12 protein-coding genes are annotated in these 15,734 nt (G+C 64.8%); 7 read left to right on the top strand and 5 right to left on the bottom strand.

From position 1 onward, the window contains the following. Positions 1 to 87: 87 nt before the first annotated feature. Complete coding sequence (locus AABA84_RS19915) at positions 88 to 1,281, bottom strand: serine hydrolase domain-containing protein (protein ID WP_338312841.1); 1,194 nt, start codon at positions 1,279 to 1,281, stop codon at positions 88 to 90. Between the two features lie 347 nt (positions 1,282 to 1,628). On the opposite strand from AABA84_RS19915, the gene AABA84_RS19910 reads away from it, so the two are divergent. The 3 genes from AABA84_RS19910 to AABA84_RS19900 all read left to right on the top strand — a co-directional run bounded on the left by AABA84_RS19910 (position 1,629) and on the right by AABA84_RS19900 (position 4,741). Next, positions 1,629 to 1,949 (top strand): hypothetical protein, encoded by a 321-nt coding sequence (locus tag AABA84_RS19910; protein ID WP_212243538.1) that lies wholly within the window; start codon positions 1,629 to 1,631, stop codon positions 1,947 to 1,949. Positions 1,950 to 2,056: 107 nt separating this feature from the next. After that, complete coding sequence (locus AABA84_RS19905; protein ID WP_338312840.1) at positions 2,057 to 3,550, top strand: NAD-dependent succinate-semialdehyde dehydrogenase; 1,494 nt, start codon at positions 2,057 to 2,059, stop codon at positions 3,548 to 3,550. A gap of 105 nt (positions 3,551 to 3,655) precedes the next feature. Next, positions 3,656 to 4,741, top strand: a complete 1,086-nt coding sequence (locus AABA84_RS19900; RefSeq protein WP_338312839.1) for an SbmA/BacA-like family transporter — start codon at positions 3,656 to 3,658, stop codon at positions 4,739 to 4,741. A 61-nt stretch (positions 4,742 to 4,802) separates the two neighbouring features. Here AABA84_RS19900 and AABA84_RS19895 read toward each other — a convergent pair whose 3' ends face one another. The 3 genes from AABA84_RS19895 to AABA84_RS19885 form a co-directional block, all read right to left on the bottom strand. Next, positions 4,803 to 7,019, bottom strand: a complete 2,217-nt coding sequence (locus AABA84_RS19895; protein WP_338312838.1) for an SLC26A/SulP transporter family protein — start codon at positions 7,017 to 7,019, stop codon at positions 4,803 to 4,805. Between the two features lie 337 nt (positions 7,020 to 7,356). After that, positions 7,357 to 8,271, bottom strand: coding sequence for a phosphoribosylaminoimidazolesuccinocarboxamide synthase (locus AABA84_RS19890; protein ID WP_338312837.1), 915 nt, complete (start codon positions 8,269 to 8,271; stop codon positions 7,357 to 7,359). Positions 8,272 to 8,348: 77 nt separating this feature from the next. After that, positions 8,349 to 9,266: a pirin family protein gene (locus AABA84_RS19885; RefSeq protein ID WP_338307250.1), complete on the bottom strand. Its 918-nt coding sequence runs from the start codon at positions 9,264 to 9,266 to the stop codon at positions 8,349 to 8,351. A gap of 325 nt (positions 9,267 to 9,591) precedes the next feature. On the opposite strand from AABA84_RS19885, the gene AABA84_RS19880 reads away from it, so the two are divergent. Together AABA84_RS19880 and AABA84_RS19875 are read left to right on the top strand one after the other, a co-directional pair. Beyond that, the gene (locus AABA84_RS19880; protein WP_338312836.1) at positions 9,592 to 10,653 is read left to right on the top strand and encodes an AraC family transcriptional regulator; all 1,062 of its coding nucleotides are present in this window, start codon (positions 9,592 to 9,594) and stop codon (positions 10,651 to 10,653) included. 144 nt (positions 10,654 to 10,797) lie between these two features. After that, positions 10,798 to 12,225 (top strand): serine hydrolase domain-containing protein, encoded by a 1,428-nt coding sequence (locus AABA84_RS19875; protein WP_338312835.1) that lies wholly within the window; start codon positions 10,798 to 10,800, stop codon positions 12,223 to 12,225. A gap of 63 nt (positions 12,226 to 12,288) precedes the next feature. Here AABA84_RS19875 and AABA84_RS19870 read toward each other — a convergent pair whose 3' ends face one another. Next, complete coding sequence (locus AABA84_RS19870; protein ID WP_212243553.1) at positions 12,289 to 13,656, bottom strand: MmgE/PrpD family protein; 1,368 nt, start codon at positions 13,654 to 13,656, stop codon at positions 12,289 to 12,291. Positions 13,657 to 13,803: 147 nt separating this feature from the next. Here AABA84_RS19870 and AABA84_RS19865 point away from each other — a divergent pair, with 147 nt between their 5' ends. Next, positions 13,804 to 14,919 (top strand): FUSC family protein, encoded by a 1,116-nt coding sequence (locus AABA84_RS19865; protein ID WP_212243555.1) that lies wholly within the window; start codon positions 13,804 to 13,806, stop codon positions 14,917 to 14,919. Between the two features lie 307 nt (positions 14,920 to 15,226). Beyond that, entirely contained in the window at positions 15,227 to 15,721 is a 495-nt protein-coding gene (locus tag AABA84_RS19860) for a septal ring lytic transglycosylase RlpA family protein (RefSeq protein ID WP_338312834.1), read from the top strand. Positions 15,722 to 15,734: the final 13 nt, after the last annotated feature.

The raw sequence follows: 15,734 nt of genomic DNA, 5'->3' as shown, positions 1-15,734 counted from the left end.
CTCCCGTGCCCAGACCGGGAGTGTCGCCGGCCACGAGAATATCCATTGTGTCGTGAGGCGCGACAAGTCGCGCCTCACGCTAAGGGGCTAGGCCGCCTTCTGCCCGCTCCCCGCATCGAGCCCGGCATAAACCCCGCGCTCGAATCCCGCGAATGCCTCCAGGCACTTTGCGTCGGCGAACGGCAGCAGCTGCATCAGGATCACGCCGGTGACGTCGCGCACAGGATCGATCCAGTAATAGGTGTTGGCAAGGCCCGCCCAGGCGAGGCTACCGGGGCTGCGGCCTTCGGCGGTCTTGGCGGTGTTGATCATGAAGCTGAGGCCCCATTTCTTCACCTGCTCCGGATAAAGGTCGACGTCGTTGGTGTACATCGGCGCAGCCGTCGTCATCTTGCCCATGGCGAGATCGCCGATGTGGTTCTGCCCCATGGTCGAGACGGTCTCGGCCTTCAGCACCTGATTGCCGTTGCCGCGTCCCTTGTTCAAGATCATCTGGGTGAACTTGATGTAGTCGGCCGCGGTCGAGTAAAGGCCGCCGCCACCCATGTGGAATTCCGGCTCCTGCTCGAGCTCGAACGGGATCGATGCGAGCTGGCCGTCCTCGCCGCGCGCATGCATGCCGACCAGGCGCTTGCGCATGTCGTCAGTGATCTTGAACGCCGTGTCGCTCATGCCGAGCGGCGCGAACAGATTGTCGCGCAGGTAAGCATCCAGCCGCTTGCCGCTGACGGCTTCCACGGCCTTGCCGACGAAGTCGATATTGGTGCCGTATTCCCAGCGCGTGCCGGGGTCGGTCATGACGGGCGTCTTCAGCGCCGCGTTCTGGCAGGTGGTGATGGCGGGAATGCCGTTCTTGTCGAGATAGACCGCGAGATCGCTGTTCCACATGTTGTAGCAGAAGCCGGCGGTGTGGGTCATGAGCTGGCGCAGCGTGATCGGCCGCTTGGCCGGCCGCAGCTTGGCCTCGCCCTTGGCATCGAAGCCTTCGAGCACTTGCGGCGCAGCGAGATCGGGCAACACTTCACCGATCGGCGCATCCAGCGACAGCTTGCCCTGCTCGACCAGCTGCATCGCGCCCGCCGATGTCACGGCCTTCGTCATCGAGGCGATCCAGAACACGCTGTCCGCCGTCATTGCGTCGGGCTTGGACAGGTCGCGCTTGCCGAACGCGCCCTGATACAGCACGTCGTTACCGCTGGCCGCGATGGCGACGACGCCGGGGATCTCCCTGGCCTCGCTCTTCTGGCGCAGAAGCTCGTCGATCTCAGTTTTGCTTTGCATGCACGTTTCCTCCGGTTTGATTATTTTTGGAAGTGATTGATTGTCGTCCCGGAGGTCGCGGGCGGCAAGCGTCTCAACCCTCGCGAAGGTCGCGATGTCGTGACTTGACGGTCCGTGCCCCACGCAGGACGACAAGACGGCCGACGGCGATGCTCCTTCGCAATCTGCGGTGGATGGGCGTACTTCGCCCTCACTTTGGATGGGCTCCAGGCGATATGTTTCGAGAGTTTTCGAGCACTTGAAACATTTCGTGAGCTGCCGCGTTCAGCACCCGGCCCGATCGACGGGCCCGTTAAGACTTGATGCAAATGTTGCCGGCCGTGGATGGGCGGCCAGGGGGACCTCAGATGATTTCGACCTGGAGTGAATGGAAGCGCTATCCCCGTCCGGGACGCGGCGAGAACCTGGAAGCGCCGATTTCGCCAGGGATCTACGAGGTCCGCATTGCCGGCACTGGCGCACTCTATTCCTTCGGCGCGGTCGACAATCTGGCGCAGGCGCTGGCGCTGCTGCCCGTCGGCTCAAAATCCTGGTTCGGCCGCCGCGACACCTCCCATGTCCCGGATCTCGAATACCGCACCTGCGCAACGTCGTCGAAGGCCGATGCCAAGGCCGCGGAAGAGCGCATGATCGGTCGCCGCGAGACTTACATGAGTGGCGCGGCGTAAGGCCGCTCCCAGCTTAGCTCCCATCAGATGTGCATTGCGGGGCGGTGCATTGCGCGCCGTCTTTCCCTATATTCCGGCCCAATCCGATCGCCCCAGGGAGTAACGCCATGACCCCGCCCGCTGCCGCACGCGCCACGCAAGCCACCGCCACCCTGCGCGACCGGTTGAAAGACCCCTCGCTCCTGAAGGAGGCCTGCTATATCGACGGCGCCTGGGTCGGCACGCCGGTGTTCGCGGTGAACAATCCCGCGACGGGCGTCGAGCTTGCAAAGGTGCCGCAGCTCGGTGCGGACGACACCACCAAGGCGGTCGAGGCCGCTCAGCGCGCCTTTCCGGCCTGGGCCAAGCACACCGCCAAGCAGCGGTCGAACATCCTGCGCAAATGGTTCGAGCTGATTATCGCCAACCGCGAGGATCTCGCGCTGATCCTGACCTCCGAGCAGGGCAAGCCGCTATCGGAAGCGCTCGGCGAGGTCGATATCGGTGCGGCCTATATCGAGTTCTTCGCCGAGGAAGCGAGGCGCGTCTACGGCGAGACCATTCCGACGCAGCGGCCCGACGCGCGGCTGCTGGCGATCAAGCAGCCGATCGGCGTCTGCGGCGCGATCACGCCGTGGAATTTCCCGAACTCCATGATTACCCGCAAGGTGTCGCCGGCGCTCGCCGCCGGCTGTACCGTGGTGCTCAAGCCCGCCAATGAAACGCCGCTGTCGGCGCTGGCGCTGGCTGTGCTGGCGGAGAAGGCCGGAATCCCCAAGGGCGTCCTGAACATCATCACCGGTGATGCGCCGCCGATCGGCAAGGTGCTGTGCGAGCATCCGGCGGTGCGCTTCGTCGGCTTCACCGGCTCGACCGCAGTCGGCAAGATCCTCTACCAGCAGGCCTCCGTCGGCGTGAAGCGGCTTGGCCTGGAGCTCGGCGGCAACGCGCCCTTCGTCGTGTTCGACGACGCCGATATCGACGCTGCGGTCGAAGGCGCCATCGTCTCGAAATACCGCAACATGGGCCAGACCTGCGTCTGCGCCAACCGCCTCTACGCCCAGGACAAGATCTACGACGAGTTCGTGCAGAAGCTGTCGAAGAAGGTCGCCGCGATGAAGATCGGTGACGGTACCGAGAGCGGCGTCACGCAGGGCCCGCTGATCAATCTGAAAGCGGTTGACAAGGTCGAGCGCCACATCGCGGATGCGGTCAAGCGCGGCGCCAAGGTCGTCACCGGCGGCAAGCGCAGCGAGCTCGGACGCTCCTTCTTCGAGCCGACCGTGCTTGCCGACGTCAAGCCGGACTCGCTGGTGGCGCAGGAGGAAACCTTCGGCCCGCTGGCGCCGGTGATCCGCTTCAAGGACGAGGCCGACGTCATCGCCATGTGCAACGCCTCGCCGTTCGGCCTTGCCTCCTACTTCTACTCTCGGGATCTCGGCCGCGTCTGGCGCGTCGCCGAAGCACTGGAATCCGGTATGGTCGGCGTCAACACCGGCCTCATCACCACCGAAGTCGCGCCCTTCGGCGGCGTCAAGGAAAGCGGCTTGGGGCGCGAAGGCTCGCATCACGGCATGGAAGAATATGTCGAGATCAAATACGTGATGATGGCGGGGGTGTAGCCCCCAGCATCGCTTGACGCAGGTCAAGAGGCTTCAGGCGAGATTGCCTAACCTGACGCGCGCGGCATCATAGGGGTGGCGCACGCGCAGGATTGCGGCTCGCTCATGCTGACGAGGAGCTCTTTCATTCCGGGTGAGAAGCGGCTTCTCGGTCGCTTCTGGCAAAGTGCTTCGGGATATTGGCGCGGAGCGACGGCGTGGACGGCCCGGCTCCTGGTGATCGCATTGATCGTCAACGTCGTCCTGCAGCTCCTGACCCAATATGGCCTGAACTTCTGGAATCGGGATTTCTTCAACGCCATCGGCCGGAAGGATCAGGCAGAGCTTCTGTACCAGGCGTTCCGGTTTCTGCCGCTGGCGGCGGCGAGCATCGCTCTCACCGTGTTCTCGGTGTGGGCGCGGATGACCCTGCAGCGCTCCTGGCGCGAGTGGCTGAGCAGCCGCCTCTATCAAGACTGGCTGGCCGATGATCGTCTTCCAGGGCGTAGCGCCATCGAGGGACATCACGAGGCGCCGGAATATCGCATCGCCGAAGATGCCAAGGTCGCGACGGACCTCCCGATCGATCTGGTCACCGGCCTGCTCCAGTCGGTGCTCACGATTGCAACCTTCGTCGGGGTGCTATGGTCGGTCGGCGGCAGCCTGACGGTCCATTTCGACGGCATCTCCCTTGCGATTCCCGGTTACCTCGTCATCGCCGTGATCGCGTATTCCGCGCTGCTGGTGATCGGCATCTGGCTGACCGCGGGTCATCTGACGCGGGTGATCGAGGAGAACAAGCGCATGGAAGCCGAACTCCGTGCGATCGGAACGCATGTGCGCGAGAGCGGCGAAGGCAAGGTGGTGCAGGAGGCCGGCATGAACGGCCGCCAGGCCGTGGGCGCCGCCCTGAAAGCCGTGATCTCCATCTGGCGAATCTACTGCTGGCAATTGATGCGGATGACGCTGGTCACCTATACGGGTCTTCTGGTGACGCCCGTGGTCGGTCTGCTGCTTTGCGTTCCCAAATATCTCGACGACACAATGACCCTCGGCGAAGTGGTTCAGGCGTCGGCGGCCTTCGTCGTTGTCCAGACCGCATTCAACTGGTTCACGGACAACTACGCCAAGCTCGCGGAATGGACGGCGTCCGCCAACCGGGTTGCCGAGCTTCTGCTGGCCTTGGACGAGCAGCGGATGGTCGAGGCTTGAGGTTGGATCCACCTCTGCTGTCTCGACGCAAGGTTGGGTCACGTCGCGGGCTCCCCGCGAGCTACCTCCGCAGCACCGCGATCGTCCTGTTCGCAAAGGTCAGCCGCTCCGCCATGACCGAGACGAAATAGGTCAGCAGCTTGTGGCTGAGTGCCGGGTCCTCGTCCCTGATCGCGTCGAACTGGTGCATGTTCAGCACGTAGAGCACGCTGTCGACCTCGGCCTTGATCGTCGCGCTGCGCGGCGTGTTCGACACCAGGCCCATCTCGCCGATCGTGGTGTAGCGGCCGAGGCTGCGCACGCGCGTGGCGCGCTCCTCCTCGGCGGGGACCATGACGCCCACGCGTCCCTCGAGGATGAAGTGCATGGAATCGGCGGGGTCGCCAGCCTTCACGATGATCTCGCCGGCCTCGACCTCGATGCGCTGGCAGCGGTGGATCAGCCTGTCGGCATCGTCCTCGCTGTCGAGAATCCGCGCGAACCAGTCATGCAGGCTGGCTTCCTCCTGGGCCAGGCCCTGATGCTGCGAGATGATCTCGTTCTCGCACCATTCCAGCGCGCGATCGAGCTCGGGAATGAGGGTGACGCCGTCGCCGATGAAATCGCTGGCGCGCAGCACCTTCTCCGCCGCGGCCGGCAGATGCACCAGGATCAGCTCGACGCCGAGGTCATGCGCGCTGCGCTTGATCTGGGCAAAGCTGTAGGCCGCCGACGAATCCACGCCGGTGACGAGCTTGAAATCGAACAGCAGATAGCGGCACTCCGGGCGCTCCTGCAGCAGTTGTTTGACATGCTGGTAGAGCCGGTTGGCGGAGCCGAAGAACAGATAGCTCTGCAGGTTCAGACCCTGGATGCTGCCGCCATGGGCCAGCAGCACCTCCTGATCGTCGCGCGAGCGGTCGAGCGAGGAGCGGTACTCCGAGCCGTCGAAACTGTACTTGATCGATTCGACTCGCGCGGCGCTGAACGCGAACGTCGCGCAGCCGATGATCACGCCGATCAGGATGCCCGGCACGAAGCCCCAGGCGACGATGATCGCGATGATGGCGATCAGCGAGAGATATTCGAGCTTCGAAAGCCGCTTGCGCGACTCGATGATCCATCTGTGCAGCTGGTCGGCGCCGAGATAGAGCAGCAGGCCGCCGATCACGAATTTCGGGATGAAGCCGAGCAGCTCGGGCGCCACCGCGAGCATCAGCAGCGACAGCGCCGCGACGGTAAGGCCGGACAGGCGCCCGCGCCCGCCGCTGCTGTAATTGAGAATCGAGCGGCTGATCGAGCTGCAGCCGGGGTAGCCGCCCAGCACGCCGGTCAGGATGTTGGCGATGCCGGTGACGTTCAGCTCGCGTTCCAGATTGGCCTCGCGGTGCACGGCGACCTCGATGCCGGTGGTGTTGAACAGCGTGCAGCATGCCGTGACAAAGATGACGGCGACGACGTTGCCGATCAGATCGGGCACGACGAACCAGGGATAGTGGGCGAAATCGTCGGTATGCCAGGGCAACGTGAATACCGCCTGCGGCGGTGGCTGGAAGGTCCAGCCCAGCGTGCGGGCGCTGTCGAACGACACCCCTGTGATCCAGAACGCCAGATGCGCCGTGAGCACGCCGCCGATCAAAATGATCGGCAGCCCGAACGGGCTGCGCGAGCGGTGCCAGGTGAGATACAGCACCAGCGCCATCGCGCAGGCGGCCCCCAGCTCCAGCAACGTGGTGCGGTTGGCGAAATACGGCAGTGTTGCGAATTGCAGCGGGTGATTGGTGATCACCCTGATGGCACCGAGCGCGATGAGAAGTCCGGTGGCGCCGAGGAAGCCGCCGACCACGGGGTAGGGCACGTAGCGGATGGCGCGCCCCAGCCGCGTCAGGCCCAATCCGCACAGCACCAGCCCCGTCAGCACCGTCGACACGCCGAGCGTGATGAGGACCGGCGAGAGCAAGGGCAGGGACGGGTTGGCGGCCTCGATGCGCTCCACCAGCGAAGCCACCAGAATCCCTGTCACCGCCGCCGTCGAGCTGTCGGGCGCAGCCACCGCGAAGGGTAGCGAGCTGCACAGCGCGACCACGATCGCGAGCACCGCGGAGCTGACGAAGGTCGCGGTGATGCCGTAGGACAGATAGGGCGACAGCGAGCCGGCGAAGATCAGCAGCGAATAGGACAGCCCGAAAGTGACGGTCAGGATGCTGGCGGCGCTGCCGCCCATTATATCATTCAGCGCACGTTTGAGGGCCGGATTGAAACGAGGAGCCGGGCTGAAAGTAATTGCTGGATCGGTCACGCCGTTGCGCTCGCTCCTTAAAAATATCGTCTGAGACGTAGACGACTCCCGCCTTAGCGCAACAGGATTCTTGTAACTCTGAAATATCCGACGGTCTTTGTCGCGATCCGTTGAGGACCGCCGTTCACGAGATGTGAATGATCAACCATATGGTCGAGGGAAAAGCCGAAGCCTCCACATCCACCGCTGTCATTCCCCGCGGAAGCGGGGAATCCAGTACGCCGCGGCCTCTCGGTGAATCACAGACGTCTCGACGTACTGGATCGCCCGGTCAAGCGGGGCGATGACAGCGAGAGTGTGGCGCGAGACGCAACAGTGGGGCCTAAATCTTCAGAGCCTAAATCTTCAGCTCTTTCCCCGTCACGCGACGATACGCTTCCAGATACCGCTTGCTGGTCGCCTCCACCACGCTTGTTGGCAGCGGCGGCGGCGGGGCGTCGCCGTTCCAGCGGCCGGCACGGCGCTCGACGTCGAGATAGTCGCGCAAGGGCTGCTTGTCGAAGCTCGCCTGCGGCTGGCCGGGCTTGTAGGCACTGGCCGCCCAGAAGCGCGAGGAATCCGGCGTCATCGCCTCGTCGATCAGGATGATGCGGTCGTCCTTGTCGCGGCCGAACTCGAACTTGGTGTCGGCGATGATGATGCCCTGTTCGCGCGCCAGCTCCTCGCCGAGCGTGTAGATCGCGCGCGTCATGCTCTCGAGCGTGTAGGCGACCTCGTCGCCGACCGCCTCGCGCATCTTCGCAATGGTGATGTTCTCGTCATGACCGGTCTCGGCCTTGGTCGCCGGGCTGAAGATCGAGGGCTCCAGCTTCTCGCTCTCGACGAGGCCCGCTTTCAGCCTCTCGCCCGCGAGCGTGCCGCTGGCGGCGTATTCCTTCCAGGCCGAGCCCGAGAGATAGCCGCGGATCACACATTCGATCGGAAACACGGTGGTGCGCTTGCACAGCATGGCGCGACCGAGAATCTCGGCGCGGTGCGGTTTCAATGCCGGCACGGCGGCGATGATCTCGTCGGTGTCGGCGCTGATCATGTGATGCGGCACCACGCCTTCGAGCTCGTTGAACCAGAACGCGCTGATTTGCGTCAGCACCGCGCCCTTCATCGGGATGGTCTCGCCCATCACCACGTCGAAGGCGCTGATGCGGTCGGTGGTGACGAGCAGCAGGCGGTCGTCGTCGACGGCGTAGATATCGCGCACCTTGCCGCGGCCGATCTTGGGCAGGGGCAGGTCGCTGGAGAGCATGGTGGTCATCGCAAAGCTTTCGCAGACTTGGCATTCAGGCGGGACATCCGGCCGCACTGGACAGCACGGCCGGCAACCGGATTAGCCTATTCCGGCAGCGGAATGAACTCATGTTCCTGCGGAACTGCTGCGAAACGGCCGGTTTTCCAGTCCTGCTTGGCCTGCTCGATCCGCTCCTTGCTGGAGGATACGAAATTCCACCAGACGTGGCGCGGCCCCTCCAGTGCATCGCCGCCGAGAAACATCATCCGGGTCGCCTTCAGCGCCTTCACGGTGATGCGGTCGCCCGGGCGGAAGATCAGCAGCCGGGGCGCCTCGTAACGCTCGTTTGCGATCTCGACCTCGCCGTCGACGATATAGATCGCGCGCTCCTCGTGATCGGGATCAAGCGGCACGCTCGCGCCTTGGGCGGCGGTGACCTCGGTATAGAACCAGGGCGACACCATCGTCACAGGCGAGGTGATGCCGAACGACGAGCCTGCGATCACCCGTGCGGTGAAATCGCGCTCGGAGATCATCGGCAAATCGCCGGCGCCGTAATGCTGGAACGACGGCGCGATTTCTTCCGATCCCGCCGGCAGCGCGATCCAGCTCTGCAGGCCCAGCATCTTCTGGCCCGAGGCGCGCTGCGCTTCGGGCGTGCGTTCGGAATGCGCGATGCCGCGCCCCGCCGTCATCAAATTCATCGCGCCGGGTGCGATCTCCTGGACATTGCCCTCGCTGTCGCGATGCATGATCGCGCCGTCGAACAGATAGGTGACGGTGGCGAGCCCGATATGCGGATGCGGCCGCACGTCCATGCCCTTGCCGGAGACGAACTGCACCGGACCAAAATGATCGAAGAAGATGAAGGGCCCGACCATCTGCCGCTTGCCATGCGGCAGCGCGCGCCGCACCGCGAACCCGTCGCCGAGATCGCGCGTGCGCGGCACGATGACGAGATCGAGCGCATCGCAGGACATGGGATCGCCGAGCACGGGATCGTTGGAGGGTTGCCAGCTCATGAGTAGGTTCCTTTTGGCTTTCTTGGTCGCGACGGTAGCAGAATTCCGCATCGCCGTCGCGACAAAGGCGGGCTCCGACGTCACAGGTGTGATAGCGCCGTACTCCGTGGTCGGCGATGACAGGCCGTGGGGTGGGTAAAGGCGCGTCAGCGCCGTGCCCACCAGCGTTCTCCGATCGAGAAGAAGTGGTGGGCAGGCTTCGCTTTGCCCATCCTGCGATCCGTGAAACCGGGCGATGACAGTTGTGGACGCGGATGGTCCTTGAAAAAACGGACGCAACGAACGATGTTCGTCCGACTTCAACAGCGACCGATCGCATCGCCCGATGAGCCTTGCCGCCCTCGACCTTGCCTTTCGCGCCGCCAGCGTCGCGTTACTGCTGATGCTGGCGGCGTCGCTGTTGCACGACTTCCGCAACGTGCTGGCAGCTCGTCTCGGCGCGGCCTTCGCGCTGAGCTCGGCCGCGCATGCGCTGAGCTATTCGGTGGATGTCACGTCGCGGGTCCCGCTCTGGCATGCACCGCTGATCGCGTTGTCGACCGGCACCATCGTGGTGTTCTGGCTGTTCACACGCTCCCTGTTCGACGACGAGTTTCGCCTCCGCTGGTGGCACGGATGGGTCTGGGCGCTGGTCACGGCCTTCAGCTTCGCGGGTTGCGTCTGGATTGCACCTAGCGGCCATGTGCGGTTCTCGGTGACGCTGGTGAATCTGATCGTGCTCGGTTTCATCGCGCTTGCGGTCGGGCAGATGATCGCCTCCTGGCCGGCCGACCTGGTCGAGCGCCGCCGCCGCGTTCGCGTCTTCATCGTCTGCATAGTCGCGCTCTATGGCGGGCTGAACGCGGTGCTCCAGATCGCCGTCGTCGGCCACCACGTCGGCGATGTCGCCGAAACCATCAATGCCGGCGTGCTCGCCTGTACCGTCGCGGCGATCGTCCATGCCATGATGCGCGTTGATGGGGCGGATCTGTTTCCGGCCGCGGCGGAGCCCGCACCGCCTGACGTTTTCAGTCAGCCTGCGGCCGATGATGGCGCCGACAAGAAGCTCATTGATGCCCTGCTGCGCCTGATGGCGGACGAGCGGATCTACCGCCAGGAGAACATCACCATCGGCGTGCTGGCGAACCGGCTGAAGATTCCCGAGTACCGGCTGCGCCGGCTGATCAACCAGCGTCTCGGCTACCGTAATTTCAATGTGTTCCTGAACAACCACCGGATCGAGGAAGCCAAGGCCGCGCTCGCCGATCCCGCCCAGGCGGAGGTCCCCGTCATCACCATCGCGATGGACGCCGGCTTCCAGTCGCTCGGCCCGTTCAACCGCGCCTTCAAGGCGGTGACCGGCGTGACGCCGACGGAATACCGGCGGCTGAAGGTGAATGCAGCTTAGATTTAAGCCGCTGTAATCATTGCAATATTCCAGAATCGACCAGCGCCCTCCAACTTCGACCAGGCCATTTTCCAAATCCGGCGAGCGCTCCTCTGCCTGCTCCGGCTTCCTCGCGACACACGTCCCCAGTGTTGGAGAAAGCCCGTGACCCGCCGCCGCAAGATCGTCCTCCTCACCACCACCATCGCCGCTGCCGGCCTCGCGCTCGGCGCGGCGCGCGCCCGCGACATGCCCAAGGTCGCCACCGGCTTCGTCGCCGACATCCTGTGCTCGGAGACGTTCGTCTCCGGCCTCGATCCAAGGCGCGACTTCACCGAGACCACCGACGCCATGCCCGGCACCAGCCTGATCACCTGGGCGATGGACTACCGGGTCGATCGCACGCGCAAGGATGTCACGGTGACGCTGTTCGGCATCGGCCGCAGCCATGCCGTCTATCGCGACGGCATCGGCTGCACGCTGGACCACGGCGCGGCGCTCACCGACGTGACGGTGCCGCCTGACGATAAACAGCCCGCGTTACTGCCCGAGATCGCCGGCCCTGCGATCGTGCCGTCACAAAGCCCCGAGCTAGCCGCTGCGCTCGACCGCGCCTTCACCGAGCCGGCACAACCGCCTTACCGCCGCACCCGCGCGGTCGTCGTGATGAAGGCCGGCCGCGTCATCGCCGAGCGCTACGCCGACGGCATCGGACCCGAGACGCCGCTGCTCGGCTTCTCCATGACGAAATCGGTGATCTCGGCTCTCACCGGAATCCTCGTGCGCCAGGGCAAGCTGAAGCTGGGCGGACCAGCGCCCGTTGCCGCCTGGAAGGATCCCGATGATCCGCGCCATGCGATCACCGTCGATCAGCTTCTGCGCCACACCGCCGGCCTTGCGCTCGGCAGCTCCCTGGAGGCCTCGCTCGGCTCCGCCTTCGAGCCGGTCAACCGGATGAAGTTCGTCGAGTCCGACATGGCCGCCTATGCCGAGACTATCCCGCTCGAGACCGCGCCTGGCACCGCGTGGAATTATCACGACGGCAATATCCTCATTCTCTCGCACCTGATCCGTGTCGCTGCCGGCGGGGATCCTGCGGACGCGCTGCGCTTCGCGCGCCGCGAATTGTTCGCGCCGCTCGGCATGCGCCATGTCACGCTCCAGCTCGATGGCTCCGGCACGATCGAAGGGTCGAGCGAGATGCTCGCATCCGCGCGCGACTGGGCGCGCTTTGGCCAGCTTTATCTCAATGACGGTGTCGTTGGCGGCAAACGCATTTTGCCGGAAGGCTGGGTGAGCTATTCGGCGACGGCCACGCCGAATGCGTGGGTCGGCATCGGTGCCGGCTTCTGGACCAACCAAGGCGACAGTCTTGGCGCAAATTTCCGCATCACACACGGCTGGCCGCGCGATGCCTTCTTCGCCAAGGGCACGATCGGGCAGTACACCATCGTGATCCCGTCGGAGAAGCTGGTGATCGTCCGCCTTGGCCGCTCACCGAACGGGCCGCCGCAAGCCGATGGCGTGTTCGATCTCGTGCGGGATGTCGTTGCGGCAACGCGCGAGAAGGGGAAGCTCGCCGGGGCGAATTGAGGTCTTCTTACCCCCTGGAGAGGCCCTCCAGGGGAGGATGAACAGAGCGCCGCAGTGCTAGTCTTACCGCCCCAGCTCCGTCGCCTGTGCCACGCGATCGAATCGCTCCAGCGTCATGATCGCGTCCGCAAACTTCTCCGCCCGCGCGTTCAGCACGGGGCGCGCCAGCGTCAGGAATTTCTGCTGCATCGCCTGCGCGTCCGGGAACGAATTCGGCTCGCCGGACGGATCCGCATAGAGCCGCTCATGCACACCATCGTCCGTCGTGATGCTGACGCGGGCGCCGAACGGATGGGTGCGGCCGATCTCGAGCCGGTCATCCTGCACCACGTCGAACTTGTCGGCGAGCGCGTCGATCGCGGCGTCGCCAAGGCGATTATAGTCGTCCCAGCCGAACGAGCCCTGATCGAGCGCGAGCGCGCCGGTGAAGAACATCGAGAACTGGCCGCCGACGATCGAGGTCGGGTGGCGCTTGGTCGCGGCGTCGCCGGTCAGCGTGATGCCGTTGCGATGCAGGCCGATCTCGACGCGCTTGACCTGGTCGGGCGTCAGATTGTGCTCACGCCGCATCGCGATCAGCGCATCGATCGCCGCATGGGTGTAGCGGCAGCTCGGATATGGCTTCACGCCGATCTTCATCGTCTCGTAGGTCTTGCCGAGCTCGGCGACCGCCTTGTCCGGATGCGCATCGTCGGTGTAGCCGGCGAGCAGGCCGTGCTTGCCCTCGACCGATTCGGTCGCGCCGACGAAATCGTTGCGCGCCAGCGTCGCGGCGATCACGCCGTTCATCGCGGCGGCGCCGACCTGGTAACGCTTATTCCAGGCGCCGTTGACCAGGAATTGCAGCGAACCCGCGGCCTGGCTGCCGGAGACGCCGAAGGCGGCAATGATCTGCTGTTCGGACAGGCCGAACAGCTTGCCAGCGGCGGCCGCCGCGCCATAGGTGCCGGCGGTCGCGGTCGGGTGGAAACCGCGGGCATAATGCGAGGTCGGGTCGAGGGCATTGCCGAGCCGGCAGCAGACCTCATAGCCCGCGACGATCGCGGTCAGCACGTCGCGGCCCGATGCGCCGACCATCTCGCCGACGGCGAAAGCGGCCGGAACGACCGGCGCGCTCGGATGCAGCGAGGAATCGGCGTGGGTGTCGTCGAAATCGAGGGAATGGCCGAGCGCGCCGTTGAGCAGCGCGGCCACCGCCGGCGTCCAGGTCTTGGTGTCGCCGAACACGGTGGATTCGCCCTTGGTGTCGAGCGCCAGCGCCTCCAGCATCTTCAGCATCGACGGGGTCGATTCCGCCTCGCGCCTGGCCCGGATCGCGCTGCCGAGGAAGTCCAGCGTCAGCACTTTTGCGCGATCCAGCACCTCCGCCGGAATATCCTGGTATTTCAGATTGAAGACATAGGCGGCGAGCGTTGCGGTTTCGTGGGCCATCGTGTTTCCTCGTTTTGGCGCGCAAATTAGGCGGGCTGATTTGGCCTTTCAAGCGGGCTTGGGGCCGCGGGCATCAGCCATGCTTTTGGCAGGCTCCAAAGGCCTGACCCGAAGAGCTTGGCTTCAAGAGGATCGAGACTTCCGACGATGGCACTCGCAAAACAGCTGTTCGACCGGATCAGGTCGCGGCGGACGCAACTGGGATTGGCGATCCGGGTCACGGTCGCCGCGACCGCGGCCTATGCGCTCGCCACCGCGCTGCATCTGCTGTTGCCGCTCTGGGCGGTCCTGACCTCGCTGATCGTGACGCAGATGAGTGTCGGCCGGTCGCTGAAGGCAACCCGAGACTACATGCTCGGCACCATCGGCGGTGCCATCTATGGCGGTGCCATCGCGATCCTGATCCCTTATTCCAGCGAGGTGGGGCTGCTCGGCCTGCTGGTGCTCTCGGTCGCCCCGCTCGCTTTCATCGCCGCGATCAATCCGAGCCTCAGCGCCGCCACCGTGACCGCCGTGATCGTGCTCTTGGTTCCGACCATGCATCATTCCGATCCCATGACCTCGGCGATCGACCGCGTCAGCGAGGTCGGGGTCGGTGCCATCACGGGATTGCTGGTCTCGTTCCTGGTGCTGCCCTCGCGCGCGGTGCGGCAGATCCGTGCCAGCGCGGCGATCCTGCTCGAGTTGATCGCCGATGCCTTCACCGAGCTGCTCGCGGGCCTCACCCGCGGCCGCGACAACGACGCGCTGCACCGGATCCAGGACGGGATCGGCACCGCGATGGTCGGTCTCAATGCGATCGGCACTGAAGCCGAGCGCGAGCGCGCCGCGCGGCTGTCGAGCGGTCCGGACACCGGTCCGCTGCTGCGAACCGTCCTGCGATTGCGTCATGACGTCGTGATGATCGGCCGCGCCACGGTGGTGCCGCTACCGATCGAGGTGCAGACGCGGCTCGCAGCGCCCTTGACGGAAGTCTCGACCGTGATCGCGCGCTTCCTGCGGTCGGCCGCGGCGGCCTTGCGCGAAGGCGCCGGCGCGCCGCCGATCCATCCCGTCCACGTCGCGCTTCAGCACTACGCCGAAGCGGTTGCCGCCGTGCGTCAGGACGGCCTGATCCGCGGCCATGCCGGCGACACTGCCGAGCGCTTCTTCGCACTCGGTTTCTCGCTTGAGCAGATGCACCAGAATCTCTGCGACCTCGACCGCGTCGTCGGCGAATGGTCGGAGGCCTCGGCCGACAAGTCCGCGCGCGTTGCGGAGTGAGTTCGGCGCGTCCTCGTGAACGTCGGCTTTCGACAGCAATGCGCATGTCGCGCGGCTTGGCCCTGATGCGACCTCTGAGACGTTGCACGCGCTGGGTTCCAATGGGTCATGCTGCTGACGCAATCTCTGTCTTAGTCGGTGTGAAGCTAAAACACTCCGTGAGGGCCACTCCGGTTCCCACGACGGTTCCGTAGCCACGGTCGGCTCGAATCCGCAAAACGATCGGCGCAAGTTCACGAACGCTTCTGCGTTCGCTTGACCACGTTTGCGGTTCTGGAACCGGACAATCCAAAAAATCACAGGACTTATGATGCTATTCCGCTCGAGCGCCGCAATTTGCGGCGCCCTGGTTGCGCTCGCCGTTTCTGTTGCCGTTGCTCGAAGTGAAACACGTGGGGATCACTCAAGTGGTGTCGTCGATGCCGCCTCTGGCGATGCGATCGTTGGCGCGGCGTCCACATACAATCCGTTCAAGCCCGGCAAGGAGGAGGGCGGTCCGAAGACAGCCTCCGGCGAGCGCTATGATCCCTCTGCCTGGACGGCTGCCATCCGGACGAGCCTGCGTCGGAAATTTGGTGGGGTCCAATTTGGCGCGAGGCCGAAATATGCGCTCGTCGAGGCCGTGGGCAAGAAGGTCATCGTCAAGATAAATGACGTGGGGCCACTGAGACCTGGCCGCATCATTGACCTCAATGAGCGGACGATGCGCCATTTCGATCCAGGCATGGACCTCGGAATCATTCCTGATGTGAGAGTTAGTCCGCTTGCAGGGGACAATTGGACCCCGGGGCCGGTCGGCTGAACACGAGCGGTGT

This window comes from Bradyrhizobium sp. TM239, from assembly GCF_036247985.1.
GTDB lineage: Bacteria > Pseudomonadota > Alphaproteobacteria > Rhizobiales > Xanthobacteraceae > Bradyrhizobium > Bradyrhizobium ottawaense.
This window is presented reverse-complemented; position numbering and strand designations above follow the sequence as displayed.